Origin of the sequence: Paenibacillus sp. FSL H7-0323, from assembly GCF_038002725.1 — a bacterium.
Lineage (GTDB): Bacteria > Bacillota > Bacilli > Paenibacillales > Paenibacillaceae > Paenibacillus_AQ > Paenibacillus_AQ odorifer.
Genome location: NZ_JBBODB010000001.1, coordinates 1480838 through 1506535 on the forward strand (window position 1 = coordinate 1480838; position 25698 = coordinate 1506535).

The 25698-nt window shown below is 42.2% G+C and carries 25 protein-coding genes; 21 read left to right on the forward strand and 4 right to left on the reverse strand.

The genetic code is table 11. The features are described from left to right. Positions 1-107: 107 nt before the first annotated feature. Positions 108-1007, forward strand: a complete 900-nt coding sequence (locus MHH89_RS06825) for an NAD-dependent epimerase/dehydratase family protein (protein ID WP_076306574.1) — start codon at positions 108-110, stop codon at positions 1005-1007. A 95-nt stretch (positions 1008-1102) separates the two neighbouring features. Here the strand turns inward: MHH89_RS06825 and MHH89_RS06830 are convergent, their stop codons facing one another. After that, a complete protein-coding gene (locus MHH89_RS06830; RefSeq protein ID WP_341086675.1) occupies positions 1103-2080 on the reverse strand; it encodes a biotin--[acetyl-CoA-carboxylase] ligase in 978 nt (325 codons plus the stop codon). 247 nt (positions 2081-2327) lie between these two features. Here MHH89_RS06830 and MHH89_RS06835 point away from each other — a divergent pair, with 247 nt between their 5' ends. The 12 genes from MHH89_RS06835 (at position 2328) to MHH89_RS06890 (ending at position 16278) form a co-directional block, all read left to right on the forward strand. Further along, entirely contained in the window at positions 2328-2879 is a 552-nt protein-coding gene (locus MHH89_RS06835) for a biotin transporter BioY (RefSeq protein ID WP_076217672.1), read from the forward strand. A 118-nt stretch (positions 2880-2997) separates the two neighbouring features. After that, a complete protein-coding gene (locus tag MHH89_RS06840) occupies positions 2998-4431 on the forward strand; it encodes a helix-turn-helix domain-containing protein (RefSeq protein WP_076278529.1) in 1434 nt (477 codons plus the stop codon). 161 nt (positions 4432-4592) lie between these two features. Beyond that, a complete protein-coding gene (deoD, locus tag MHH89_RS06845) occupies positions 4593-5300 on the forward strand; it encodes a purine-nucleoside phosphorylase (protein WP_076130497.1) in 708 nt (235 codons plus the stop codon). A 47-nt stretch (positions 5301-5347) separates the two neighbouring features. Then, on the forward strand, positions 5348-6652 hold the full coding sequence (locus MHH89_RS06850; protein ID WP_341086678.1) for a purine/pyrimidine permease: 1305 nt from the start codon (positions 5348-5350) through the stop codon (positions 6650-6652). Positions 6653-6667: 15 nt separating this feature from the next. Beyond that, entirely contained in the window at positions 6668-7849 is a 1182-nt protein-coding gene (locus MHH89_RS06855) for a NupC/NupG family nucleoside CNT transporter (RefSeq protein ID WP_036677141.1), read from the forward strand. A 20-nt stretch (positions 7850-7869) separates the two neighbouring features. Beyond that, entirely contained in the window at positions 7870-9057 is a 1188-nt protein-coding gene (gene deoB / locus MHH89_RS06860; protein WP_076278532.1) for a phosphopentomutase, read from the forward strand. A 386-nt stretch (positions 9058-9443) separates the two neighbouring features. After that, positions 9444-11147: an alpha,alpha-phosphotrehalase gene (gene treC, locus MHH89_RS06865; RefSeq protein ID WP_445255183.1), complete on the forward strand. Its 1704-nt coding sequence runs from the start codon at positions 9444-9446 to the stop codon at positions 11145-11147. 50 nt (positions 11148-11197) lie between these two features. Then, on the forward strand, positions 11198-13168 hold the full coding sequence (treP, locus tag MHH89_RS06870) for a PTS system trehalose-specific EIIBC component (RefSeq protein ID WP_076130501.1): 1971 nt from the start codon (positions 11198-11200) through the stop codon (positions 13166-13168). A 164-nt stretch (positions 13169-13332) separates the two neighbouring features. Further along, entirely contained in the window at positions 13333-14052 is a 720-nt protein-coding gene (gene treR / locus MHH89_RS06875) for a trehalose operon repressor (RefSeq protein WP_341086679.1), read from the forward strand. Positions 14053-14075: 23 nt separating this feature from the next. Then, a complete protein-coding gene (locus MHH89_RS06880; RefSeq protein ID WP_303047866.1) occupies positions 14076-14381 on the forward strand; it encodes a hypothetical protein in 306 nt (101 codons plus the stop codon). A gap of 161 nt (positions 14382-14542) precedes the next feature. Next, complete coding sequence (locus MHH89_RS06885) at positions 14543-15553, forward strand: phosphotransferase enzyme family protein (protein ID WP_339243565.1); 1011 nt, start codon at positions 14543-14545, stop codon at positions 15551-15553. A 137-nt stretch (positions 15554-15690) separates the two neighbouring features. Next, positions 15691-16278: a DUF1349 domain-containing protein gene (locus MHH89_RS06890; protein WP_076184931.1), complete on the forward strand. Its 588-nt coding sequence runs from the start codon at positions 15691-15693 to the stop codon at positions 16276-16278. A 352-nt stretch (positions 16279-16630) separates the two neighbouring features. Here the strand turns inward: MHH89_RS06890 and MHH89_RS06895 are convergent, their stop codons facing one another. Then, a complete protein-coding gene (locus MHH89_RS06895) occupies positions 16631-16756 on the reverse strand; it encodes a hypothetical protein (RefSeq protein ID WP_303047864.1) in 126 nt (41 codons plus the stop codon). 70 nt (positions 16757-16826) lie between these two features. On the opposite strand from MHH89_RS06895, the gene MHH89_RS06900 reads away from it, so the two are divergent. After that, positions 16827-17018 carry a hypothetical protein gene (locus MHH89_RS06900; RefSeq protein WP_076130505.1) on the forward strand — a complete coding sequence of 64 codons (192 nt, stop codon included), beginning with the start codon at positions 16827-16829 and terminating at the stop codon, positions 17016-17018. A gap of 92 nt (positions 17019-17110) precedes the next feature. Here MHH89_RS06900 and MHH89_RS06905 read toward each other — a convergent pair whose 3' ends face one another. Then, positions 17111-17923, reverse strand: coding sequence for a class I SAM-dependent methyltransferase (locus tag MHH89_RS06905; protein ID WP_076130506.1), 813 nt, complete (start codon positions 17921-17923; stop codon positions 17111-17113). Positions 17924-18231: 308 nt separating this feature from the next. Further along, a complete protein-coding gene (locus tag MHH89_RS06910; RefSeq protein WP_076278535.1) occupies positions 18232-18915 on the reverse strand; it encodes a helix-turn-helix transcriptional regulator in 684 nt (227 codons plus the stop codon). A 166-nt stretch (positions 18916-19081) separates the two neighbouring features. On the opposite strand from MHH89_RS06910, the gene MHH89_RS06915 reads away from it, so the two are divergent. From MHH89_RS06915 to MHH89_RS06945, 7 genes are all read left to right on the forward strand, one after another. Further along, positions 19082-20485, forward strand: a complete 1404-nt coding sequence (locus tag MHH89_RS06915; protein WP_341086680.1) for an MFS transporter — start codon at positions 19082-19084, stop codon at positions 20483-20485. Between the two features lie 21 nt (positions 20486-20506). Next, the gene (locus MHH89_RS06920; protein ID WP_076130520.1) at positions 20507-20863 is read left to right on the forward strand and encodes a HesB/IscA family protein; all 357 of its coding nucleotides are present in this window, start codon (positions 20507-20509) and stop codon (positions 20861-20863) included. A 23-nt stretch (positions 20864-20886) separates the two neighbouring features. Further along, on the forward strand, positions 20887-21171 hold the full coding sequence (locus MHH89_RS06925) for a HesB/YadR/YfhF family protein (RefSeq protein ID WP_076099150.1): 285 nt from the start codon (positions 20887-20889) through the stop codon (positions 21169-21171). Positions 21172-21326: 155 nt separating this feature from the next. Further along, positions 21327-22124 carry an AraC family transcriptional regulator gene (locus MHH89_RS06930; RefSeq protein ID WP_256717454.1) on the forward strand — a complete coding sequence of 266 codons (798 nt, stop codon included), beginning with the start codon at positions 21327-21329 and terminating at the stop codon, positions 22122-22124. Between the two features lie 208 nt (positions 22125-22332). Then, positions 22333-23643 carry an NtaA/DmoA family FMN-dependent monooxygenase gene (locus MHH89_RS06935; protein WP_341086682.1) on the forward strand — a complete coding sequence of 437 codons (1311 nt, stop codon included), beginning with the start codon at positions 22333-22335 and terminating at the stop codon, positions 23641-23643. Positions 23644-23668: 25 nt separating this feature from the next. Next, complete coding sequence (locus MHH89_RS06940; protein WP_341086683.1) at positions 23669-24718, forward strand: NAD(P)/FAD-dependent oxidoreductase; 1050 nt, start codon at positions 23669-23671, stop codon at positions 24716-24718. A gap of 25 nt (positions 24719-24743) precedes the next feature. After that, positions 24744-25691: an ABC transporter substrate-binding protein gene (locus MHH89_RS06945; protein ID WP_341086684.1), complete on the forward strand. Its 948-nt coding sequence runs from the start codon at positions 24744-24746 to the stop codon at positions 25689-25691. Positions 25692-25698 lie beyond the last annotated feature (7 nt).

Sequence of the window (25698 nt, forward strand, 5' to 3'; positions counted from 1 at the left end):
ACCCTGAAGCTTACAATAATGTAGTAACAAAATTAAAAATAATTGAGGCTGGTGCCATACTTGGTCGAATGAACAAGCGTCAACATCATAGATGAGGAGGAATTGTTATGAAAGTGTTTGTTACAGGAGCTTCAGGATATATTGGCGGATCGGTGGCTAAAGCTTTGTTAGATAACGGGCATACTGTTTTCGGTCTGGTTCGCAATCCCGATAAGGTGGAGGCGTTAAGAGTTATTGGTATAGAGCCTATACTCGGCACGTTGGAAGATACGGGTACTCTAACGAAATATGCTAAGCTCAGCGACGCAGTAATTCACACGGCCGATTCGGATCATTTGTTGGCAGTTGAGACGTTCATAGCTGCTTTGCGCGGAAGTGGAAAACCATTTTTGCATACATCAGGTTCAAGTGTGGTTGGGGATGATGCCCGTGGCGAAACAGCAAGCGAACAAATTTTTGAGGAGGAAACACCATTTGTGCCTATGGATATTAGGGAAAACCGGGTAGCGATCAACAACCTCGTACGCAAGGCTGGAATTGAGGATTGGGTAAGAAGCATCGTGATAGTCCCATCTATGATTTATGGTAATGCACTAGCGTTGCCTGTGGAAAGCGATCAATTGCCACAAATTATTCGCAAATCGAGAGAGTTGCAGGCAGGCGTTCACGTAGGTAAAGGCGTAAACCGCTGGTCCAATGTCCACATCAAGGATTTGGTCCAACTGTATGTATTGGCACTTGAAAAAGCACCATCCGCGTCGTATTTCTTTGCCGAAAATGGAGAGGAATCTTACGGGGACATCGCCAAATCGGTCAGCGAGGCGTTAGGCTTTGGAGGCAAGACCATAAGCTGGCCCGCAGACAAAGCGATAGCAGAGCTTGGAGACTGGGCACGCTTTGCTATCGCCTCTAACAGCCGTGTACGTGCCACCCATGCAAGAAATTTACTTGGTTGGGCTCCGAAGGAAGAGTCGCTGCTTAGCTGGATAAAAAATAATATACAATAATTAAAGTAGAATAATCTTAAGAGGAAAAGTTTTCGCTTATAAACGCAGCGGGAAAACACAAAAAAGTCACCAATTTGGTGGCTTTTTTTGAACAGTTAAATTTTAATGCTAACTTCTCCACTTGAAAGATATTCCTCGTCACCATTCTCATATCTGACTTTCAGATGGCAATCGTCATCGATATCAATGGCTGTTGCTTTACGTTGTTCATTATCCTTTATCACGGTCACAGGTTCGCCAAGTGAAATTAACCTTTTTTTGTATTCGGAAAGAAACAATCTGTCCGTTAAATGTTCATAATATCTCATGAAATGGTTTAGTACTACTGCAACGAGACGGTTGCGCAGATCACCATAAGGATTGTTTTCTGAAATTACAGTTGTTGCAATCTCGGTAAGATCATTGGGAAAGCCTTCGGAAGGGAGGACTACATTGATACCGATGCCGAGGACAGCATAATCAAGCCAGCCGTTTTCCAATGACACGGATGCTTCGGTAAGGATCCCGCATACTTTTTTACCTTCCATAAAAACGTCATTTACCCATTTAATCTGCGTTTCTTTACCGGATACGCTCTCGATAGAAAGGGCTACAGCTACTGCGGCGCAAGTGGTCAATAAAGCTGAGTCTGTTGCGGACAGCTTGGGACGCAGCAGGATGCTCATATAGATACCCGTTCCAGGTGGAGAAAAAAATTTCCGGCCCATTCGCCCGCGACCAGCTGTTTGTTCTTCCGAAAGAATCACTTTACCTTCAGCTTCTCCATTTGAGGCAAGGTTTTTTACGGCTTCATTCGTGGAAGATATGGTCTTAAAGACTTCAACACGTAACTTTTGCCCCTGAGTATCCAGGTACTTTGAAATTGCACTGGCTGATAAGATATCCGTTTGTGGTGACATGGAATATCCTTTATTGGTTACAGCTTGTATGGAATAACCGTCTGTCTGTAAAGATTTTATGGCTTTCCAGACCGCGCTGCGCGTCACGGATAACTGAACGGCTATTTCCTCGCCGGAAAAATATTCACCCTTATTACTGTCGAGCAAGGCAAGAATATGTTCTTTTACTGTCATGAACTTAAACCTCCAAAAGTATAACTCTCCGACCAAAACCCATTGAATAGATTAACATCCAACGATTGCGACTGAATACTCTAATTCTATATAACAATAGGAAAAACTCAAGCATGGTATTTTATTCTATTGTAAACCATATATTAATTTATGGTTTACAATAAAGAATAACTCCATTATAATTCAGCTTACTGGACGTATTTACTAACCAGAATACAATCATTGATATCCAATGGAGGTCATTTTTTTGAAGACAAAAGAACTTATTTATGCTGCATTATTCGCAGCACTTATCGCGGTATTGGGGATGATACCGCCCATCCCCCTCGGCTTCATCCCCGTTCCGATCACTGCCCAGACGCTTGGCGTCATGTTGGCTGGATGTTTTCTGGGGAAACGGATGGGCGCCCTCAGTCTCATTATTTTCATCATACTAGTAGCCATTGGGCTGCCTGTACTGACTGGCGGTCGCGGCGGAATCGCGGTGTTAGTTGGACCTTCTGCAGGATACATATTCAGTTTTCCAATCGCGGCCGGCCTTATTGGCTGGTATTCCGAAAAAATCTGGCCGAAGGTTCGAACTTGGAAGCTGGTAGCTATCAACATAATCTTCGGTGTATTACTAGTGAGTCTGATTGGTGCCCCTGTCATGGCATTGTTAACCAATACTTCGATCTGGGCTGGTCTTGTCGGAGCGTTGGCCTTTCTTCCGGGAGACATCATCAAAGCCGTTATTGCAGCCGTCATAACGATGCAGTTGAAAGCAATTAGCCCTATTGAAGAAAAAACACAAATATAATGTGATTTGAAACTCGGGTAAATAAAACCCGGGTTTTTTTATTGAAAAATAATAGGGTATGGTTGCGAATTTGTTTATACTATAAAAATTAAAACGAAATTGAAGTGGGTGTAGAAAAATGGATAAGGGATTTAATTTAGCTAGTCAACTATTAACGCTGCTTGATACAGAACATAGATGGTTTACCTTAGCGGAAATCGAAAAAAGTTTAGGGATCTCTGATAAGACCATCCGGAAGATGGTGGAGGAAATCAGCAAGCAATTACCATCTACTGTAACCATTGAGGTTTCTAGAGGAAAGGGAATAGTTCTTCAACGTGATGGGCGAAGTACGATTAGTGAAGTGATTTCTTCTATGTTCAGACAAACCATCTTTTATCGGCTGATGGATTTTTTGTTTACGAATGTGGGTCGACTGTCAGTGGAAGAGCTCTCCGAAGCCATGTTTATGAGTACCTCGTCTTTAAAGAAATTGATTGTGCAATTAAATAATGATGATCTAAAAGCTTATAAGCTACGCATTAGTTTTTCTACCCCCATGATTAAAGGGAATGAAATGAATATTCGATATTTTTATTGGAAGTTATATTGTGATGCGTATGAGTTTACAGGCTGGCCCTTTGCGAATGTTGATTTTGCTTATATTAATCAGTTAATCACAAATATAGAAAATGAGAATAACATTGTATATTTTATCAATTCCAAAAGGAGATTATCGTTTTTGTTGGCCATTGTTATAGAAAGAGTGGCTAAAGGAAAATGTGTAAAAATCGACGAAAATGCTTACCCTTGGGAAAAGGGGATGTTTTATTTTCCAGTGAAAACTATTGCAAAACGTCTTGAGGATATGCTGTCCCTTGAATTTCCAAACAGTGAAATATTCTTTATGCAATCCATGGTTAGTCTCAGCCAATATCATTATTATGAAGGGTCAGAGATCACTCCGATGAAAGAAGTCGAATTACACAAGGATAAAGAAGAATATCAAATGGGGAATCTGCTTCTAATGTTATTAGCAAAGGTATACCCGAACTTAGATATGCAAGAACGGTTTATTTTGGAGATTTACGGTTTCTTTGACAAGCTATTAATCGAAAATGCCATTCCTGAATGGATGATGATTTCAACAAGTCATTTAACAACATATGTTCAAAAGGAATGCCAACAGATTTATCAAGAATTGCAAACCTGTATGCAAACGTGGAATAAAACTTACCCTTCCGTTTTGTTTAATCATTTTCATTTAACAAAGCTAACCTTAATTGTCCGCTCGAGTTTACGTTATAAAAGTAAGAGGGCCTTTTTAGTGATCGGGGAAGAATTTTCAATTCGTCATTACATAGCAGATTTGATAAAGAAGGAAATTGGAGATCAGTTGATCCTTAATACTTCCATAATGAAGGGCTTGACCGACGAGATCATGCAGCAAAATAATATCGATCTTGTCATTAGTAATATCCCGGTTGCATTAACGACAGTGCCTGTTGTTATTATTTCCACGATCCCCTCTAAAAGAGATTTAGACAACATTCGTAAAGAACTGCTTTTATAATTTGACCAATTATTTTCCGTAAGCTCCGTAAGTTTTTGGTCTAGTTTGTAATGTTAAAAAACCTTATGCTCAATCTAGTTTCGAAACTGATTTTACTTGAAGGCAAGTGGAAAGCGATTTCGGTAAACCTCAGTTTACTATTAAAAGTTGGAGGAAGAACTATGAGTAGGCATTTAGGTGCAAATAAGGGAGAAATAGCAGAGCTCGTTTTGCTGCCAGGAGATCCTTTACGTGCAAAGTTTGTGGCAGAACACTTTTTAGAGGAGGCTTATTGTTATAACGAAGTAAGAGGGATGTATGGATACACTGGATTATACAAGGGTGTGCCTGTGTCGGTTCAGGGGACAGGGATGGGAAATCCATCGATGAGTATCTATGCAACAGAATTGATCGTCGATTATGAAGTTAAGAAATTGATTCGCATTGGTACATGTGGCGCGATGCAGGAAGATATCAATATCCGCGATATTATATTAGCCCAAGCAGTATCTTCAGACAGTAATATGACGGAAAAGATCTTTCATGGCTGTAATTTTGCACCAACGGCAGATTTCTCATTGCTAATGAAAGCATATCAACAAGCACAAGCTAAAAATGCAAAGGTGTTTGTTGGTAACATCTATAATTCTGATGAATTCTATCGTGAAAATTTAGATCGGCTTCATAAGTTCATGGATTTCGGTGTATTAGCTGTAGAAATGGAAAGTACCGCCCTATACACTTTAGCCGCTAAATATGGTGTAAAAGCGTTATCGATTTTGACCGTTGGCAGTCAATTGTTAAGACAGGAGCATCTAACTCATAAAGAAAGTGAACAATCCTTTTATGAAATGGTCGAAGTAGCTCTTAACACAGTCGTTGAAGGCTGATTTATTGATAAGAGTGCAGTGTTGTTAGAAAAGAGAGTGAGAAAGAAATGAAGGTAATACTGTCAGGATTGCAGTGGATGATTTTTATGATCGCTGGTGCAATTGCTGCACCCATTGCTATCGCAGATTTATATAACTTAACACCCATAGAGACTTCTGGACTCATTCAGAGCACCATGATTACTTTAGCAATAGCTGGATTTTTACAAGGCCTGATGGGTCATAAATTCCCTATTCATGAAGGTCCAGCAGGGTTATGGTGGAGCATTTTTACCATTTACGCGAGTTTAGTGGGGGGACTCTATTCCTCTAACAACGGCGTTTTACAGGCTTTAAGTGGAGCGATGATCATTAGCGGAGTGTTGTTTATCCTAATTTCAGCATTTAAGCTAATGGATAAAATCGCTCGTCTTTTTACTCCAACCATCACCTTTATTTATTTACTTTTATTGATCTTTCAATTAAGCGGATCTTTTATGAAAGGGATGATGGGGATTACTATAGCCCACACCATGTTAGATGTTAAAGTATTCATCCTTAGTGTGATCGTGGTCTGCATTACCTTTTGGTTAGGCAACAGCCGCTTTGTATTACTAAGCCAGTTTTCAATAATTCTCAGTATAGTGATAGGCTGCCTATTATTTATAATCTGCGGTAGTATGCCGGCGGTTTCTCGTGCGGATACTCTATTTAAGCTGCCGGAAATATTCCCATTTGGAACACCCCGATTCGATGCCGGGACAATTACTACTGCATTTTTACTAACCCTATTATTAATAACCAATGCAGTGGCATCCATCCGTTTGATGGAGACCGTTATGAAACCAAAGCAAGGGGATCATCGTCGTTATTTGCGCGCCGGGTTTACTTCTGGAATTACGCATCTTATAAGTGGTGGTTTAGGAGCGGTCGGCTCAGTCCCTATTTCGGGAGCGGCGGGATATGTTGAGCAAACAGGGATGAGGGAGCGCAAATCATTTTTAATAGGCTGCAGCTTAGTGATCTCAATATCCTTGTTTCCGCCTATGATGAATTTCATATCTGCGATTCCAGCTCCCATAGGCTATTCTGTTACCTTCGTCATTTTTGTGAAGATGGTCGGACTAGCGCTAAAGGAATTGAAAAAGGTTATTCATGAAGAGCGAACATTTATTGTCAGTGGGCTTTCCCTTTTAGTGGGTGTAGGTTTAATGTTTATTCCTGCATCAGCTACGGCCCATTTATCTCCGATCGTGATAGCCATTTTAAATAATGGATTAATATGCGGGAGCCTGTTAGCGATTATTTTCGAACAAGGGTTAATGTGGAAAGATGCATTTCGATATGAGGATTCCAAGAAAATTAACCGATAATTTGGAGGGCTAAAAATGCATTATCTAATTTCTATTGCTGGTCTGGTTATTGTTCTATTACTGGCATGGCTAGGAAGTAACAATAAGAAAAAGATTAAATATCGTCCGATCATTGTAATGATTGCTATTCAAATAGGTTTGGGATTAATTATCCTAAAAACGAGCATTGGAGAATTTTTGATTAAAGGGTTTGCTGATAGTTTTGCAAAATTACTTGGATACGCCAATGAAGGTACTGACTTTGTGTTTGGCGGCATTGCAAATGAAGGGGCGCATACATTTTTCCTTTATGTTTTGATGCCCATTGTTTTTATGTCAGCATTGATAGGGATTTTGCAACATTACAAAATACTGCCATTCATTATAAAGTATATTGGACTGGTATTGAGTAAAATAAATGGCATGGGTAAATTGGAATCTTATAATGCAGTTGCAGCCGCAATTGTCGGACAAAATGAAGTATTTATTTCGGTGAAAAACCAGCTTGGACTATTGCCAAAACATCGCTTGTATACATTATGTGCGTCTGCAATGTCTACGGTATCCATGTCAATCGTTGGTTCCTATATGACGATGCTAGAACCTCGGTATGTAGTAGCTGCATTGATATTAAACCTATTTGGCGGATTTATCATTTCATCCATCATTAATCCGTATGAAGTTACACCTGAAGAAGATATTGTTGAAGTTCAGGTAGAAGAAAAACAAACGTTTTTTGAAATGCTGGGCGAATATATTATGGATGGCTTTAAAGTAGCCATAGTAGTTGGGGTAATGTTAGTTGGTTTTGTGGGAATCATTGCTTTAATTAACGGAGTCTTCAGTGGCATATTCGGAATCTCGTTCCAAGGAGTGTTAGGCTACGTCTTTGCACCCATCGCCTTTCTTATCGGTGTGCCATGGCATGAAGCTGTTGAGGCCGGTAGTATTATGGCGACAAAGCTTGTTGCGAATGAATTCGTTGCTATGCTTGACTTTGTTAAGATTCAAGAAGGTTTAAGTGGCCGTACTACAGCCATTGTCTCCGTTTTTCTAATCTCATTTGCTAACTTTGGGTCGATTGGTACCATTGTGGGTGCAGTGAAGGGATTGAATGAAAAGCAAGGGAATATCGTCGCACGATTTGGATTAAAGCTGTTATTTGGCGCCACACTTGTAAGCGTTTTATCAGCTTTGATTATCGGTATCATATTCTAGTTGTAGCAAGGAGTATTAACATGAAACAAACACCCCGGTTTAAGCGGATTTTCGTCATCGTTATGGATTCTGTAGGCATTGGTGAAGCTCCAGATGCTGAAAAGTTTGGGGATGCAGGATCACATACATTACGGCATATTGCAGAAAAAATGAATGGGCTACATGTTCCTGCGTTATCCAAGCTAGGGTTAAGTCATATTGACTCAATACCCGGAGTTCCCAAAGTGGAGCGCCCTTTAGCTTATTGGACCAAAATGCAGGAAGCTTCTAATGGAAAGGATACGATGACAGGTCACTGGGAAATCATGGGCCTACGAATTGATGTTCCTTTCAAAGTGTTTTCTGAAGGGTTTCCTTATGAATTAATTAATGAATTAGAAGAAAGAACAGGACGAAAGGTGATTGGGAATAAACCCGCTAGTGGTACAGCTATTCTCGATGAGCTTGGACAAGAGCATATGAACACAGGCGCACTCATTGTCTATACTTCAGCAGATTCCGTGATTCAGATTGCGGCTCATGAAGAGGTTATTCCTTTGGAAGAACTGTATCAAATCTGCGAGATTGCCAGAGAGATTACTTTACGTGAGGAGTACATGCTAGGCAGAGTGATTGCTAGACCCTTCCTCGGGCAGCCCGGAAATTTCAAAAGAACATCGAACCGTCATGATTATGCCTTGAAGCCTTATGGAAGAACCGTGATGAATGAGCTCAAGGATGCCGGGTTCGATGTACTAGCGATTGGCAAGATTTCAGATATATACGATGGGGAAGGTGTCACCAAGTCTTTCAGAACAGTGTCTAACATGGATGGCATGGATAAACTCATGGAGACCCTTCATACTGATTTTACAGGACTTAGTTTCTTGAATCTTGTCGATTTTGATGCACTTTATGGCCATCGTAGAGATCCGATCGGGTATGGGAAAGCGCTAGAAGAATTTGATGATCGATTACATGAAGTTCTAGCGGAGCTATGTGAAGATGATCTTCTTATAATTACGGCAGACCATGGGAATGATCCCATTCATGCGGGCACGGATCACACCCGTGAATATGTTCCTTTACTCCTCTACAGTAAGAGTTTCAATCGACAAGGGGAGCTGCCTATATCGAGGACTTTTTCGGATATTGGAGCAACAGTTGCTGATAACTTTGTTGTGACCATGCCCCAATTTGGTAAGAGCCTCCTACAGGAGCTTAAATAAACTATAATTTGAATAGACACTTTGAATAGAAACAGGATACCTAACTTGTATTAGTAAAAGGTATCCTGTTTGTTTTTTTGTCTACATATCTTTGTATCTAAAAAGCTGCCGAGAAAGCGGCTTTTTTTGTTATTACGGATCAAATATTAGGGTAATAATCAATTATTAAAGGGGTTAATTTTAGAGCCACCTGTCGTTAACCCTTTTTTCGATGAATCGCATTCTAATACAACGTTATAAATAATCTAGTTTCTACTCATGCCACTCCTTCGATAGTAATAGTATTGACAACCTGTATATACAGGTTTAAACTGTGTGAAGTGTTTGAACTTGTATATACAGGTTTAATGGTTGAAATAAAGGAATTCTTTTTGGAGGTGTTCAACTTGAGTCAGTCCCAGTATTCGGAATGGTGGCGCCGCTCCACGGTGTATCAGGTGTACCCGAAAAGCTTTAAGGACACTACAGGCAACGGAACAGGAGATATTAAAGGACTTATTGAGAAATTAGATTATTTGCAGAAGCTTGGAATCGATATTGTCTGGTTACAGCCGGTTTATGTTTCGCCGCAACATGATAACGGTTACGATGTAGCAGATTATGAAAATATTAACCCGGATTTCGGTACGATGGAGGATTTTGACGAGCTAATACAGGAACTGCATAGACGCGAAATGAAGCTAATGATCGATATCGTGGTTAACCATACCTCGACTGAACATGAGTGGTTCAAACAGTCCATTTCAAGCAGGAACAATCCTTTCCGTGATTACTATATCTGGAAGGACCCGGCTCCGGACGGCGGCTTACCCAACAACTGGCAGTCGAAGTTCGGGGGGCCTGCCTGGCAGTTCGACGAAGCGTCGGGACAATATTATCTTACTCTCTTCGATAAAACCCAAGCGGATCTGAACTGGGAGAATGAGAAGGTACGTAGAGCAGTGAATGATATGATGTTATTCTGGGCTAAAAAGGGTGTCGACGGCTTCCGCATGGATGTAATTAATTTAATCTCCAAAGATCAGCGCTTCCCTAACGATGACGGGAGTGTTCCACCGGGGGATGGACGTAAATTCTATACTGACGGTCCACAGGTCCATGCATACATCAAAGCAATGTATGAAGAGGTGTTTGGTCCGTTTGAGATGGTGACTGTAGGAGAGATGTCCTCAACTACACTGGAGCATTGTATCCGGTACTCAAGTCCCGAAGAGCGGGAATTTTCCATGACCTTCAATTTTCATCATTTAAAAGTCGACTATCCGAATGGACAGAAGTGGGAACTGATGCCTTATGATTTCGAGGCAATGAAACGGTTGTTTGCGCAGTGGCAGACCGGAATGCAGAAAGGTGGAGGCTGGAACGCACTATTTTTTAACAATCATGATCAACCGCGTGCTCTTTCCAGATTCACTGATGATAAGGTCTACCGTGTGGAAAGCGCCAAGCTGCTCGCGACAACTCTGCATGGCCTTCAGGGAACACCTTATGTATATCAAGGGGAAGAAATCGGTATGCCGAATCCGGTATGGAAAAGTATCGATGAGTTCCGCGACATTGAGTCACTAAATATGTACCGCATTCTGTGTGAACAGGGGAAAAGCCCGGAGGTTGCTCTCAGCATTCTCCAAGAACGTTCGCGGGACAATTCACGTACGCCGATGCAGTGGGATGACAGCCGGAATGCCGGATTTACCACTGGTACTCCATGGTTGAAGGTAGATGAGCGGTATCCAGACATCAATGTGCAGAAGGAACTGGAAAACCCCGATTCCATCTTCCACCATTACCGCAAACTGATTGCACTACGCAAGGAGTATGGAGTATTCATAGAAGGTATTTTCAAGAGACTCGATGAAAGACATCCTGAAGTCTTCGCTTACGCCAGAACAGGAGTTGGAGAGACACTTGTTGTGATCTCGAACTTCAGCAGTAAAGAGATCTCTTTCCGCTTTAAAGATAATCACTGGACTGAATTGTCGCAAAGTGGTAAGGACGAGCTTCTGATTGGGAATACAGCAGATGCACCATCATTAACACAAGAGCTTCAGCTTAGTCCTTATGCTTCCTACATGTGGTTAGTCCGCTAACGAGGTGTACTTGAGAAGGAGCACACATCAATTTTGTAAGGAGTGAAGATATGGCTATAGACCGCAAAAATGTTGAAGATATTGTACGGGCGGTTGGGGGCAAGGAGAATATTGAGGTTGCGACGCATTGTGTAACCCGGCTGAGATTCTCGCTGTATGACGAGAGCAAGGTGGATTCGGAAGCCCTGGACCGTAACGAACTCGTAAAAGGACAATTCTCTACGCAAGGGCAGTTCCAGATCGTTATCGGACCAGGAACTGTAGATAAAGTATACGATGAAATGATTCAAATCACTGGTGGTGCCCGCTCTTCCAAGGATGACGTGAAATCAGCGGCAGCACGGAAACAGAATCCATTGCAGCGGGCGATCAAAACACTGGCTGATATTTTTATTCCGATTCTTCCGGCCATCGTAACCGCAGGTTTGCTGCTTGGGATTAATAATATTTTGACCGGACCTGGTATCTTTTTTGATAGTAAGTCATTGGTAGATGTCTATCCTGCATGGAAAGACATTGCTGCGATTATTAACACGATTGCCAGCACAGCATTCACCTTTTTACCAGCCCTTATCGGTTGGGCAGCTGTTACACGTTTCGGGGGCAGTCCTCTGCTCGGAATCGTGCTGGGTCTCATTCTCGTACATCCGGATCTATTAAGTGCCTACAGTTATGCAAGTGCTTCAACTGAGGGAACCGTTCCGACCTGGAATTTGTTCGGCTGGCATTTGGAGAAGATCGGTTATCAGGGGCAAGTATTGCCTGTACTGGTTTCGGCCTATATTCTGGCTAGACTGGAGAAGTTCCTCAACCGCCGGGTGCTTGATTCCATTAAACTACTGGTCGTTGCTCCAGTGACCCTGCTGGTTACAGGTTTTCTGGCCTTCACCATTATCGGACCCGTTACGTTCGCCATTGCCAATGCTATCACCTCGGGTTTGATTTATGTATTTGATCATTTTGCGCTCCTTGGTGGTTTGATCTATGGTGGATTCTATGCACTTCTGGTCATCACTGGGATGCATCATACTTTCTTGGCAGTCGATGTTCAGCTCATCGGCAGTGAGGGAGGCACCTTCCTCTGGCCGATGCTGGCGCTCTCCAATATTGCGCAAGGCGCTGCGGCACTGGCGATGATGTTCGTTGTTAGAGAACAAAAGGCAAAAGGTTTGGCGGCTACGTCTTCCGTCTCTGCGTTCCTCGGTGTGACTGAACCGGCAATCTTTGGGGTGAATATCCGCTATCGCTATCCTTTCATCTTCGGGATGATCGGCTCAGCAATTGCCGGTATGCTCCTTACCGTTAACCAGGTTCGAGCTTCATCCATTGGCGTAGGGGGAATTCCCGGTTTCCTTTCGATTTTCCCGAATCAGTGGGGCGTTTTCTTTATTGGCATGGTTATTGTTCTCGTTGTGCCATTTGCCGCCACAGTATTGTACGGACGTTCTGTAGTGGGTCGTTCCGAAAAGAACACAGCTACAGAGGCTTCTAGTACTACGAGCGAACCAGAGGAATTGAGCAGCCGTCATTCAGTTCAAGGGTCACAGGAATCAGTTAATATTCTGGAGCTTGTCTCACCGCTTAGTGGAACTGCAGTATCGCTGGAACAGGTGCCCGATCCTGCCTTTGCTGAAAAGCAAATGGGTGAGGGAATTGCAATCGAACCTTCTGAGGGGAAAGTATATGCTCCCTTTGATGCTACAGTAGCCCATGTGATTAAGAGCAAACATGCGCTTATACTGGAGCATGCCAGCGGTGTTCAGGTATTAATCCACGTTGGAATTAACACGGTGGCGCTTAAAGGTAGCGGTTTTACCAGCCTGAAGAATATTGGTGATAAGGTGCAAGCAGGAGAGCTTCTACTAGAATTTGATATGGAAGCTATCCGCGCAGCAGGTTACCCGGTGATTACTCCAATCATCATTCCTGCAGGTCAGGAGATGGTCGAGAAGATCGAGGAGAAGACCGGACCAGCTACGGCCAAACAAACAAGTATCTTGACTATTCATCTCAAGGGTTGATAAAGGCTATATTGGCAAAGACTTTATACTTTAGAAAGACAGCCCCTTGGGGGCTGTTTTTCTATAAATATAAGAATTTATATGTTCAACGCTATAAATTCCCCTCCAATTGAATCGATGCTTCCAAAGGCATGACGTGATACAATAAAGGGCGGTGATCAAAATTGAGAGAAAATAAATATTTGCAAATTTATAATGAATACAGCAACCAAATCCATTCTGGACAACTGCTGCCGGGAACCAAGCTGCCTTCCGAAAGTGAACTCGCCGAAGCTTACGCCACTTCACGAGAGACCGTGCGCAAAGCGCTGAATCTACTTTTCCGTGAAGGATATATTCACAAAATTAAGGGCAGAGGCTCCTTTGTGCTTGACATGACCAGAATGGATTTCCCTGTTACCGGTTTGATTTCATTTAAAGAGATGGCCGATACCCTGGGTACTGCCTCACGGACACTGGTAGAGCGGACGATACAAGAGCCGGCAGGCTCCGCAATCGCAAGACCTCTGCAGATTCCACCTGAAACTCTGATTTGGAAGGTTGTTCGCGCCAGGGAAATTGAAGGTGAACGGATCATTTTGGATAAGGATTATTTTCGTGCGGATATTGTTTCCTTTCTGAGTGAGGAAATCGCGGAAGGCTCAATCTATGAATATCTGGAGCTGGAATTGGGTCTTAAGATCAGTTATGCGAAGAAGCTGATATCCGTTGAGCCTTCTACCGAGGAGGATCATAGACTGCTCGATTTGAAGAATTTTACGCATATTGTAGTAGTACGAAACTATGTGTATTTGGAGAACACGGTGCTTTACCAATATACCGAGTCTAGACACCGGCTGGATAAATTCCAGTTCGTGGATTTTGCTCGAAGGGTGAGGCGATAAGCTGATCCGAGGGTGTCCCAGTTATCAGTGTATCCGCTGGTGCCTTGCATAGCATGGCTCTGAAAAGCGATGGAAACGTATGGATATGGGGAGCGAACAATGAGAGCCAGCTCGGCGGTAGCGCTGAATCGGAGCGTTCCCTTGCTTCTAAGCTCACCATTGGAAATCGTATCGTCGCTATTAGTGCAGGTTATATGAGCGGCGGTGCGGTTAGTGAGGAGGGGACCTTGTTGACCTGGGGGTATAATGGGTTAGCCCAGCTTGGTGATGGCACTTATACTAATGTCATAGAACCTGTTGCAATTTCGCTTGTAGAAGAATCTTATTAGATTTGAAGAGTAGGGAATTTCATGCCTAAGTGGCAATGAATTCCCTATTTTTATAGGTGAGTCAAAAAGAGAAAACTCTTTTCATATTCATTCTTTATCATTACAGCTATCCGTCTAGACTGTTAAAATGATGGAAGTATGGTAGACAAAGGAGATAAGCAATGAATAATGGCTTTCGGATCAATACTGAGGAGAACCGACACCGAACTCTGAGGCAAGTAAAACAAGCGGCGTTTCATGCTTTACAGGAATATGAAATAGACTGGAACTCCATTCACTTCATTCAAGTATCCGAACATGTCACCTTCCGCATTGTAAGCGATGTGGGGGAACAGTTCTTGCTCCGCATTCACCCGGATAACAAACAACGCGAAGGAACCATTTCAGAAATTGAGTGGTTGTTCGCTTTGAAGAGCAAGGGCCTCCTCTTGCCCGAAGCTGTAATCAATCGTGAAGGGGCCTTTATTACGGAAACATCGGTGTGTGACGGACAACGGTTTTATTCGAGCTTAATGCGATGGGTCGAGGGAAAGCATGTAGACAAAAGCGAACTAACGGAGGAGGGCATCCGTAAAACAGGATCATTGATGGCAAAGCTTCATGAGGCCAGCTCTGATTTTAGTCCTTCCAGCGGCTTTACTCGTCCTTCTTGGGGTGCACTGAGCTTTAAACGGGACTGGGATCACCTAAGTCTACATCGCAAACATTTCATATCGGATGAGGGTTTTAAGTTGTATTCCGCAGCCGCCACTAAAGTGGCAGCTTGTCTCGAAACGTTCACAAGACATGAACAAAATTATGGGATGATCCACGCGGACTTACATAATAAAAATGTCATTTTTCGGGATAATGAACCTTATCCTATCGATTTTGGCAGGTGTGGCTTCGGCTATCATCTTTACGATATAGCTCAGGCTATTATGGGATTATACCCAACACAAAGAGCTTATTTCGTCGAAGGATATCAGAGAATCAGGAAGCTGGAAGATGAACATATAATGAAGCTAGAGTGCTTCTTAGTCATGGCGATAATCGAAGCCTATAGCTTTCATGCAGAGAATCCGCTTGAGACCGAGGGGTTGATTGAAGAGCAGCCATATGCTCAAGCGATTTTGAGAGCTTATGTGAACGGGACAACCTTTTTATTTAATTCTCTGGATATTTCAATATAAAAGATTAGAAAATGATGTGCGTTATATTTTTCAAATGGTATTATTAGGATGAACTGCTGAAAACTATTTAAATTGTATTTGGAATCTTAGCAATGAAAATGGTTGACAAAACTTTATAAAAAGTGAGGAGTAGAGCAATGAACTTTGATAAAGAACAGCTTTTTTGGATAAATCCAATCAATGATTACTCTATTACAGAAAACAGGATTGAATTTGTAACGATGCCGAATACAGATTTTTGGCAACGAACCTATTATGGTTTTAGAAATGATAATTCACCTGCACTGTTAATGAAAACTGCTGAGAAGTATTTTTCATTTATAGTAAGAACAGATTATGATAGTACACATAGATACGAGCAGTGTGGGATAGTCATCTATCAGGACAGTGATAATTGGTTCAAGGCATCGGTAGAATATGAAAATGAGGAATTCCAAAGACTTGGAAGTGTGGTTACAAATCACGGATATTCAGATTGGGCAACAACTGATATCGATGCAAACATTAAAACTATGTATTATAGACTAAGTCGACGCGAAAGTGATTTCTGTATTGAAAGCTCTTTGGACGGGACTATATTTGAACAGATGCGTATTTTTCATTTGTTTGAAGGGAATGAGGAAATAAATTTTGGCTTATATGCTTGTAGCCCAGAGAATTCTTCATTTAAAGGTGTTTTCACCGAAATGGAAATTACAGAGTGTAAGTGGTTGGAGCATAAATAGTCGTTTACGCAGCTGAAAGTGAATATTACTCAAAAGGGCCTTCCTAAAAGGAAGGTATTTTTTAATGGAGTGGTTATAAAGTTGTCATCAGTTTGCGATTTCTATAGTTATCCATGTGGTAAAATTAGGATAATTGGATCTTGGGAGGCGAGGACATTGAGTCTTGTGATGATCATTTTATTACTGTTCTTAAATATTCCAGTATATAAATTTTTATTTCGCGTGTTCTTCGTGAATAAAGATGATTATAGCGAATCGATTAGGCATACTTTTACACCTAACATCATTTCATTATTCCGGGGAGAGTATTGGAAGGATAGAATGAATACGGCAAGGCTTCAGTTTTTTATACTCATTTGCGGTGGGATTGTTGTTTTGGAATACCTTGTTTTGCATAAAATAATTGATATTTTTCGTTAACTAGAACTTCATTTAGAAACTTCTGCTTATGGTGAGCAGGAGTTTTTTTATCTTGCATAAGCACCGCCCTATTATGGAAAACTTATGTAGTGCGAATAAACAGCATGAATCTATTTTGCGAGGTGATAATGATGACAAATCAAGATCCGCAGGAGCTTCTTAAAAGTAAACACAAGCTGGATGAGCAGAAGAGGCAGTTCACAAATTTTGCCCGAAGTGCTTCCGGTCATGGTGAAGCAGAAGCAGGCCAGGAATTCAGTAATGACCGAGTGCCAGATGATCAAAACCGCATGAAATCTGTTGAGAACAGACAAGATTGATCTTAAAAAGCTATCAAATAAGCCGATCCTTTTCTGGATCGGCTTAGAAAAATAATTTTTACGTTGTAAGGTTGTTCAATAGGTATCGGATGCTAGAGTTTTCTTGCTTTAATTACAAAAGTTACAGGAAGCATCTTTGCTTTTTTTGCAAAATCGCTTTTATCGTCCCGCGACTGCATAAGTTCATCATCAGATTGCTCAATCATTTGCTCAATAACAAATCCAGCTTTAGATAGCGCATTCACATAAGTTGATAATTTACGATCCGATAAAGTTAGCGTACTTTCATCAAGAGATACTGAATACCAGGATTCATCGAAATAACATTTTTTAAAAACAAGCATATCATTTTCTGCAACAACACATTTGTGTATAGGGTGAGACCAGCTGAAAATAAATGATCCATCTTTTTTAAGGTAAGAAGCAATCCGGCTAAAAGTACCCTCAAGGTCAGTTGTCCAGCCTATGGCATAAACCGAATATACAAAGTCAAAATAATCCTCTGGCAGGCCACATTCTTCTTCCATGGGTGAGCAGATCAATTTTGCTGAAAGACCGTGCTCCGTCAAAAGTTGCCTAGTCTTTTCGATTTGGTTCTCTGCTATATCCGTACCCCATAGTTCAGATGCATTGCGTTCCCCCAGATATTGCAAAGATTGACCGCTTCCACAGCCTATCTCCAGCAACTTTTTCCCTGAGACATCACCAAAAAGTTGGCATTGTTCTTCCGATACAAATGCTCCATAAAGAGGAAGTGCAGTAGCTCCTAAAACTTCATTTCCTTTTGTATCCCAAAATAAGCTGTTTGTTTCATGAATAGTGTTCGTATCCATATCGACCGAGATGGCAACGCCAACCTCACCAGCGCCTATAACATTTGTTCTATAACCAGAATTTTTGTCCATGCAGACACCCGCCCCAAATATAGATTATATAAGCCTAAACATATCTCCCGACTTGCGCGTAATCCCAATAACATATATCGAACACGAACAAGCTGAGGGATTAACCATAGAATAATCTATCATTTTTCTATGAACTTAACTATCCATAATTTTCACAAAAACTCCTATTTGTGAAATAAAGCATGATATGACCGTATCAGAAAAGGAAAGTTATGCCCCCCGAATTTGTTACAATATGTAAAACCGCTGCAGGGTACCACTTCAAATTATGAATATTTCAACGGGAACACCTTCCCTTAGTGGCGCGGTCATTCGGCATGGCAGCTTGGAAACAAGAGCTTATTTTGTCTAACCGTATAAACACAGTTTCTTCCTCCCGCTAATATGTACTCCCCCCGTTCAATATGAACATTATTACCTAGAACAGTTTTAAATAGATGTAACTCATTTTTGCATAACCCGGTACATACAGCAGCAGCTTCACAGATCGGGCAATGTTTCTCAATGAATAAAAGACTGCCATCATCCTGCTCCTTAACCTCGGCCATATACCCTTCACTTGTTCGAATCTCAGCCAGTTTCTCCAGCTTCACTCTAACGTCTGCTGTATCACCAAGATGCTGAAGATATTGTTCTTGCATATTCTTATTTCGAACAGCCAGCAGCTTGTCCAGCCCCTCATTTCCGAAAGCTTCTTTCATGGAATGGATCAGACTGACGGATAAATCCGAATATCCACTTGGGAAAAACCGATCGGCCGCGGGGGTTAAGATCCATAGCTTGGTTGGCCGCCCCATGGGACGGGACTCTTCTATATTAGTAACCAGCCCTTCTTCTTTCAGCGCATTCAAATGTTGACGAATAGCCATTCCAGATAGCGAAAACTGGGAGGAGAGTGCCATAACATCCATTCCCCCTTGTTGCTTTAACAGATCAATGATCGCTCTTCGGGTCTTGGTTGAGACATCCTTTTTGGTTTGATTTCGGCTCATGTTGCACCTCCTACTGAAACAACTAAATCTACATCACAGACTACATTTTAAACAAAAATGTTGACAAAGTCAAAGCTGAACTGTAGCTTAGACATTATAAATAAAAATGTTTACTAAGTGTCCGGATACGATGTATACATACCAATTTTCTTGGAGGTCACATTTCATGTCGTCTAATCATCAAAGTATTTTCAGCCCACGTTATTTTGCACTATCCATAGGTATTATTCTGTCAGTGATGGCCGTTGGATTCGAAGGCCTGTCCGTAACCACCATTGCCCCTTCAATTGCTGGAGATTTGAACGGCCTTAGCCTGTTTGGCTGGATATTCAGTACTTATCTGCTTGCGCAGATTATCGGAACTCTGGTCGTCGGTCGAATCATAGATAGAAGAGGACCTGCAGTACCGTTCACTATCGCACTTCTTTTGTTTATCGTTGGGTTGATTGCTGCCGCAACATCAGGCGATATGTATACCATGATAGGATCACGGGCCATGCAGGGTTTGGGTGCCGGAGCTATGATGACTTGTGTCTACACAGCAATATCCTTAAGCTACCCGGATGAATTACGCGCCAAAATACTCGGAGCATTTGGTACGGCCTATGTTCTTCCGTCCATGCTCGGTCCATACGTTGCAGGTCTTATCGCAGATCAGTGGTCCTGGCGGTTTGTTTTCTGGGGAATATTACCGATCCTGATGATTTCAGCACTGCTTAGTTTACCTGCGTTCACGAAATTAAAAACACCGAAGACGCAAGGGGATATCGGAGCTTCATCAACTTGGAATGCGTTACTGTTAACGATGGGTACAGGGATTTTCTTAGTTGGTCTAAGCATGCTTCCGAGCATTATGGGATTTGTTTTAGTCATTATCGGCTTAGTACTTATGATATTTCCGCTCCGCAAACTGCTACCGAAGGGAACTCTTACGCTTCGAAGAGGCATGCCAGCTATTCTGGCAACACGTGGGCTGTTCTTCGCTGCCTATACCAGCACACAGAATTTCTTGGTATTGGCTCTAATCGATGTGAAAGGAATAACGCCTTCTCAGGCCGGATTGATTGTAGCGAGTGCTGCGTTGAGTTGGTGCGTCATAGCGTATCTGCAAGGACGGTGGGATTCGGCAGATCAGGGCCGTGGACGGCATACGCGAATTATTCTGGGTGTATTGCTGCTTGCCATAGGGATTACTATCGTATTTTGGATACCCGTTGTGACCGTTACCGTAGCAGTTATTGGACAGATCATCGCTGGAATCGGCATTGGATTGGCGCATCCGATTAGCGGTGTTGTGGCGTTTTCTCAGACAGGAGAAGGAGGTGTCGGCAACACCTCGGCAAATCTGCAATTCGCGGATTCTTTTACACCCGGTGTAGTTATCGGGATCGGCGGTTCCATCCTTGTGGTTTGTCAGGCTGGCGGAATGTCACTCCAATCCGGATTAATTGTAGCAATGGGTTTCCATCTCTTGTTGATTGTAATGAGTTTATTTGCGAGCACTCGGATCTCATCAGTAGCTGAACAAATAGGAACGGGTATCCAATCTTTAGGTTTGAAAAACAAATAAACGAAGGAGGAGTTCACAATGATCATCGAGGTCAGTGACAAAGCATCAGAAAAAATCGCCGAAATCTTATCAAGTGCGAATATCCGAAATCCATTTCTAAGAGTGGGTGTTGATGAAGGGGGATGCAGTGGACTATCCTATACCCTAGTCGTGGATGAGCAGCAAGCAGAAGAGGATATTATATTAAATAAACAAGATTTTAGTATATTGGTTCACCCGAATAGTATTCCATATATTGACGGTCTTGAAATTGACTATGAAGAGAGTGGAATGGTAGGCGGATTCACTATGAATAACCCTAATGCAAAAGCTTCATGTGGATGCGGAGCCAGTTTCAGAATGGCCAATTATCGTGGCGAAATAAAAAAATGTGATTAAACAGCAGGAAGGAGAGAAGAGGAATGATATCATTTGCAGTATCCGAAAAAGCATTGGATTCATTTAAGAATGAATGGGGTTTGGAAGAGGGGCAATATGTAAGAATTTATGCAAAATATGCCGGTGGAGGCTCTGATGCTTTCACTGTTGGAATTAATGCAAGTGCTACACCGATCGATCCCGCATGGGTTCAATCCATTGGCGGATTTCATTTCTTTGTTGAAAAAACTGATGTTTGGATTTTACAGGATGAACTTCTTCAAATTGATTGTAATGAAAACGGCATATTTTCAACCAAAATCTCCTGAGCATCTTCTTGGGTTGCAATTTACAGTAGAATATCTACTACACTTCTAGCAATTTCGCATACTATTGTCTATACTGTTTTAAATAAATATCAGAATTGGATCTGATTTTTATAAGAAGCATGGTGCTAGGAAGCAGGTGCAGAGCATTGATAAATTTGGACAAATTAGCAAAGGCATTTACTAAAGGTGTCTATGAAATAGAAGATAGAAGCCGCTTAGTCATCCAGCCCAAAAGCTTATTAAGTGAATTCACCACCGTTAAGCATGGATTTCTATTTATCATTCGCGGGGGAGCCAGAATATGTGTGAATGGAACGGTATATGAATTACGGCCAGGATCAGTTTTTCATGCTGCTCCGGGCATGCAGATGGATTCGCAGGTTATAGGACAATCTGAGCTCGAGTATTACTCCCTTTTTTATAAATTGGATATGCCGGAAGAAATGAATAGTACTCACGAATTTGACTCTCATTTCAAGCTGGAGCCGGGAGCGAATCTAAAAATTATTGAATTACTAATTATGCTCCATCAGAATGCCCATCCATCCGGAGAAATTGGGAAGCTGCGTATCAAGGAGTTGTTCTTAAGCCTGATGCACCAGGTTCTGATTGCGTGCAGTTACAGAGAGAACGATCGTTCTCCGAATCAAAGAATGGTAGACGAAGCCCTTGCGTATATTAAACTTCATTATATGAATTCACTTACACTCGGTGAGTTAGCGGAACTGCATGCAATGAGTGCCAACCGCTTCTCTTACCTCTTTCATAAATATACGGGACTACGACCCATCGACTATGTCGTTAATTATCGTTTGGAACGGGCCTGTGAATTACTCAAAGCAGGTAATTTTCCTATCCGCGAGATTGCTGACCGTGTCGGTTATGACAATCCACTATATTTCAGCCGATTATTCAAAAAGAAATTCGGTGTTTCTCCCTCTGCCTATAAATAATGTACATAATGAGCTTCTTGTACTTGAACTACGTCTGCAGCTACTGGTGATAAGCCAGAAGTGCAGACTTTTTTTATTTAGATTAAATAATGATGCATGCTGGATTTGAGATTTGTACATTTGAATTTATTTAAATTTTTGATAAACTCACCTTTGTAACTGAGAATCATTATCAGTAAATTGATTTATAAATGAAAGGCTGGTAGATATGACAGAAAAAAGACCCAACCAATTATGTATTGGCCTGTCCTTAAATGCAACCTGGATGAAAGGAGACGGCTGGCGGCACCCGGATAGCGGAGTAGAAAAGATGGATTCTATTGATTACTATATTGATTTGGCAAAAATGGCTGAGAATTCAAAGCTCGATTTTCTTTTCAGAGCTGATTATCTGTATGTTAGCCCGCAGATGTTAGGAGATTCCTCAAATTTCGGCAGCCCAGACCCTGCATTGTTTTTTGCAGCGATAGCTCGTGAAACCGAGCGGATCGGACTGGTAACGACGATTTCCACTACTTTTAATCCGCCGTATGTTGTTGCAAGGCAGCTGCAGTCCTTACACTGGCTGAGCAATGGACGAGCCGGCTGGAATATTGTCACTTCTATTGAAGGCGCCGATAATTTCAGCGACTCACCTATGCCGTCACCGGAAGAAAGATATGCCATGGCTATGGAATTCACGGATGTTGTATGCAAGCTTTGGGAGAGTTTTCCGAATGAAGCGATTGTTATCGACCGTCAGTCAGGTATGTTTTCGGATAAGGATAAAGTGGCTGCCATTAATCATTCCGGGAAATTTTTCAGTGTAAAAGGGCCGCTTACTTTGCCTGCTCACAAGTCAGGAACGCCGCCGCTATTCCAAGCTGGGGCTTCGGATATTGGACGGAATTTCGCCTCATCTGTAGCTGATGCTATTTTTGCCGCAATGCCGGATATCGAATCGGGAGTGGAACTAAGGAATGATCTGAGAAGAAGAGCGGCTGAGCAGGGCCGTGATCCGGATGCTATCAAAGTTTTGCCGGGCTTATATTTTTTCCTGGCCGATACGCGCGAAGAAGCACTTGAATTACATAAGGCTGCACATGCGAATTTAAGCCTTGAACGCAGACATGCTTCGCTTAAATCGGTGCTGGGTCTTGATTTAAGCGGTTATCCCTTAGATAAGCGAGTAACTGCCGATATGTTACCCGATTCCAGTCAGGCCGTCCGCAGCCGGACTCATGCTGAGTTGTTACGGCGTTATATTATTAAAAATCAGCCTACAGTGAAAGAAATCTTGGACAGGCCGGAGGTTGTCGGATCTGCACATTGGGTATCTGTCGGGACAGTCGAGGATGTGCTGAACGATATTATTGAACGGTTTGAAGCGGGGGCTATAGATGGCTTCATCGCCCTGCCAGGCGGTTCGGAACAATCTATGGAGCTGTTTTTTGAGAAGTTGGTACCGCAGCTGGTTGAAAGAGACTTATTCCGGAGCGAATATACGGGTAGCACTTTCCGTGAGCATTTAGGGATTTAAAAAAGAGAAATGAGGCGATTGAACGATGCATGAAGAGGAATTGTTTGATGTTACGATTATTGGCGGCGGTCCGGCTGGATTATTTGCTGCATTTTATAGCGGACTCCGTGAAATGAAAACCAAAATTATAGAATTCCAACCTGTGCTTGGCGGCAAGGTGCATGTCTATCCGGAAAAGATGATCTGGGACGTGGGAGGCTTACAGCCTATTCTTGGCTCACAGCTTATTGAACAAATGGTTGGTCAAGGGATGACTTTCCAACCGGAGGTTGCCTTTAATGAAAAGGTCACATCCATCTCGAAAGATGAAGCAGGTTACTTTATTTTACACACGGCCGCAAACCGGAAGCATTTCACTAAAACTGTCATATTGGCCATTGGAGGAGGCATTCTGAAGCCGGTCAAGCTCGAAATCGAAGGTGCCGAAAGATTCGAAATCACAAATTTGCATTATACGGTGAAGTCACTTGCCCGCTTTAAAGAGAAGACTATCCTAATATCGGGAGGCGGCCATTCTGCTGTTGACTGGGCGAATGAACTGGCTCCGATTGCCAAAAAGGTGTTTCTGACGTACCGGAAAGAGAACTTAAAGGGGCATGAAGCCGATATTTCACGCTTGGCAAACAATGGCGTAGAGTGCTTGTTTAATACTTCAATCGAAAAGTTGATTGCCACACCGGATCACGAAAGAATAGGGACTGTACTGCTAAAAAGTAATGACAACGGAGAGGGATTTGAGCTGTCTGTCGATGAGGTCATCATTAATCACGGTTATGAGCGCGACAAAGAACTGCTGGTGAACAGTGAAATTAAAATGGATCTGTGGGAACACCGGATTTCAGGATCAGTAATGAGCGGGACATCCGTGCCGGGTATTTATGCAGCAGGTGATGTTCTACATCATGATGGGAAACTGCACCTGATCGCGGGGGCATTTCAGGATGCTGCCAATGCGGTAAACCAAGCCAAACAATACATCACACCGGAGGCAAATTCATCCGGGATGGTGTCTTCACATAATGACCTGTTCACGCAGAAAAACCGTGATTTAATGAAGCATTTATATAGACAGTAATGATAACAACTCAAGGGGGAGCCAAATGAAAAGACTATATGGTTGGATTGCATCCTTAATTATACTAGCAGGATTACTGGCTGGGTGTTCCGAAACTTCAGTCACGCCTACACCAGAAGTTGGCAAGATCGAAGAAGCAGGATGGCCAAGAACAATTGCGGATGCCAGCGACAATGGAGTGGTGCTCAAGACACGACCTGAGCGTATAGCGGTTCTGCATCCCTTGTATTTAGATTACTTTTTTGCTCTTGATACGCCTCCAATCGCATCAACTAACGCAGCGGAAGCGATGAAGGATTTTGCTACTTTACAGCCTTACGCTGGAACTGCTGAAATTATTGATTTGGGCAGCAACAATGCGAATCTGGAAATGATCATGGATGCAAAGCCTGATGTGATTGTAACCTTCAAGGGTTCTGTTGATAGCAATTATGAAGAGTTGAATAAAATTGCACCAGTCATCTTAATTGACTACACCGATACCTGGGAAAAAACGACGATGCTGTGTGCTCAGATTGTTGGTAAAGAGACATTAGCGGAACAAACCATTAAGGAAACCCAAGAAATGATCGCAAAAACAAAAGAACAGCTTAGTAGTCTTGAGAATAAAACCTTTGCTTTACTACGGGTCGACGGAAAAGCTAATTTTAATGCTCAAGGCTCTAAAAACACAATGTACTACAATCAAACAGTAGGCTTTGGGTTGTTGCCACCGAAGGGATATCCTGAAGAGGGAGGGGCCCTTTCTCTGGAAGGGATATACAGCATGAATCCTGATTATATTATTATCCAGCATGATATGGATATCGCAAAGGCAGCCATCAAGGACAAGGAAACTTCGAACGTGTGGAACTCACTGGAAGCAGTGAAAAACAATCATGTTCTTATCTTTGATAACTCACTCAATAGCGCAAGTATCCTGGCTGTCCGTTTGGCTGCAGATCATTTTCTGCAATTGGCGTCTGAACAATAAATTTATT

Coding starts and splice junctions, on each gene's coding strand:
- MHH89_RS06825 (WP_076306574.1), top strand. CDS start 108: ATGAAAGTGTTTGTTACAGGAGCTTCAGGATATATTGGCGGATCGGTG.
- MHH89_RS06830 (WP_341086675.1), bottom strand. CDS start 2,080: ATGACAGTAAAAGAACATATTCTTGCCTTGCTCGACAGTAATAAGGGT.
- MHH89_RS06840 (WP_076278529.1), top strand. CDS start 2,998: ATGGATAAGGGATTTAATTTAGCTAGTCAACTATTAACGCTGCTTGAT.
- deoD (WP_076130497.1), top strand. CDS start 4,593: ATGAGTAGGCATTTAGGTGCAAATAAGGGAGAAATAGCAGAGCTCGTT.
- MHH89_RS06850 (WP_341086678.1), top strand. CDS start 5,348: ATGAAGGTAATACTGTCAGGATTGCAGTGGATGATTTTTATGATCGCT.
- MHH89_RS06855 (WP_036677141.1), top strand. CDS start 6,668: ATGCATTATCTAATTTCTATTGCTGGTCTGGTTATTGTTCTATTACTG.
- deoB (WP_076278532.1), top strand. CDS start 7,870: ATGAAACAAACACCCCGGTTTAAGCGGATTTTCGTCATCGTTATGGAT.
- treP (WP_076130501.1), top strand. CDS start 11,198: ATGGCTATAGACCGCAAAAATGTTGAAGATATTGTACGGGCGGTTGGG.
- MHH89_RS06885 (WP_339243565.1), top strand. CDS start 14,543: ATGAATAATGGCTTTCGGATCAATACTGAGGAGAACCGACACCGAACT.
- MHH89_RS06890 (WP_076184931.1), top strand. CDS start 15,691: ATGAACTTTGATAAAGAACAGCTTTTTTGGATAAATCCAATCAATGAT.
- MHH89_RS06895 (WP_303047864.1), bottom strand. CDS start 16,756: ATGCAAGATAAAAAAACTCCTGCTCACCATAAGCAGAAGTTTCTAAAT.
- MHH89_RS06900 (WP_076130505.1), top strand. CDS start 16,827: ATGATGACAAATCAAGATCCGCAGGAGCTTCTTAAAAGTAAACACAAG.
- MHH89_RS06905 (WP_076130506.1), bottom strand. CDS start 17,923: ATGGACAAAAATTCTGGTTATAGAACAAATGTTATAGGCGCTGGTGAG.
- MHH89_RS06910 (WP_076278535.1), bottom strand. CDS start 18,915: ATGAGCCGAAATCAAACCAAAAAGGATGTCTCAACCAAGACCCGAAGA.
- MHH89_RS06915 (WP_341086680.1), top strand. CDS start 19,082: ATGTCGTCTAATCATCAAAGTATTTTCAGCCCACGTTATTTTGCACTA.
- MHH89_RS06925 (WP_076099150.1), top strand. CDS start 20,887: ATGATATCATTTGCAGTATCCGAAAAAGCATTGGATTCATTTAAGAAT.
- MHH89_RS06935 (WP_341086682.1), top strand. CDS start 22,333: ATGACAGAAAAAAGACCCAACCAATTATGTATTGGCCTGTCCTTAAAT.
- MHH89_RS06940 (WP_341086683.1), top strand. CDS start 23,669: ATGCATGAAGAGGAATTGTTTGATGTTACGATTATTGGCGGCGGTCCG.
- MHH89_RS06945 (WP_341086684.1), top strand. CDS start 24,744: ATGAAAAGACTATATGGTTGGATTGCATCCTTAATTATACTAGCAGGA.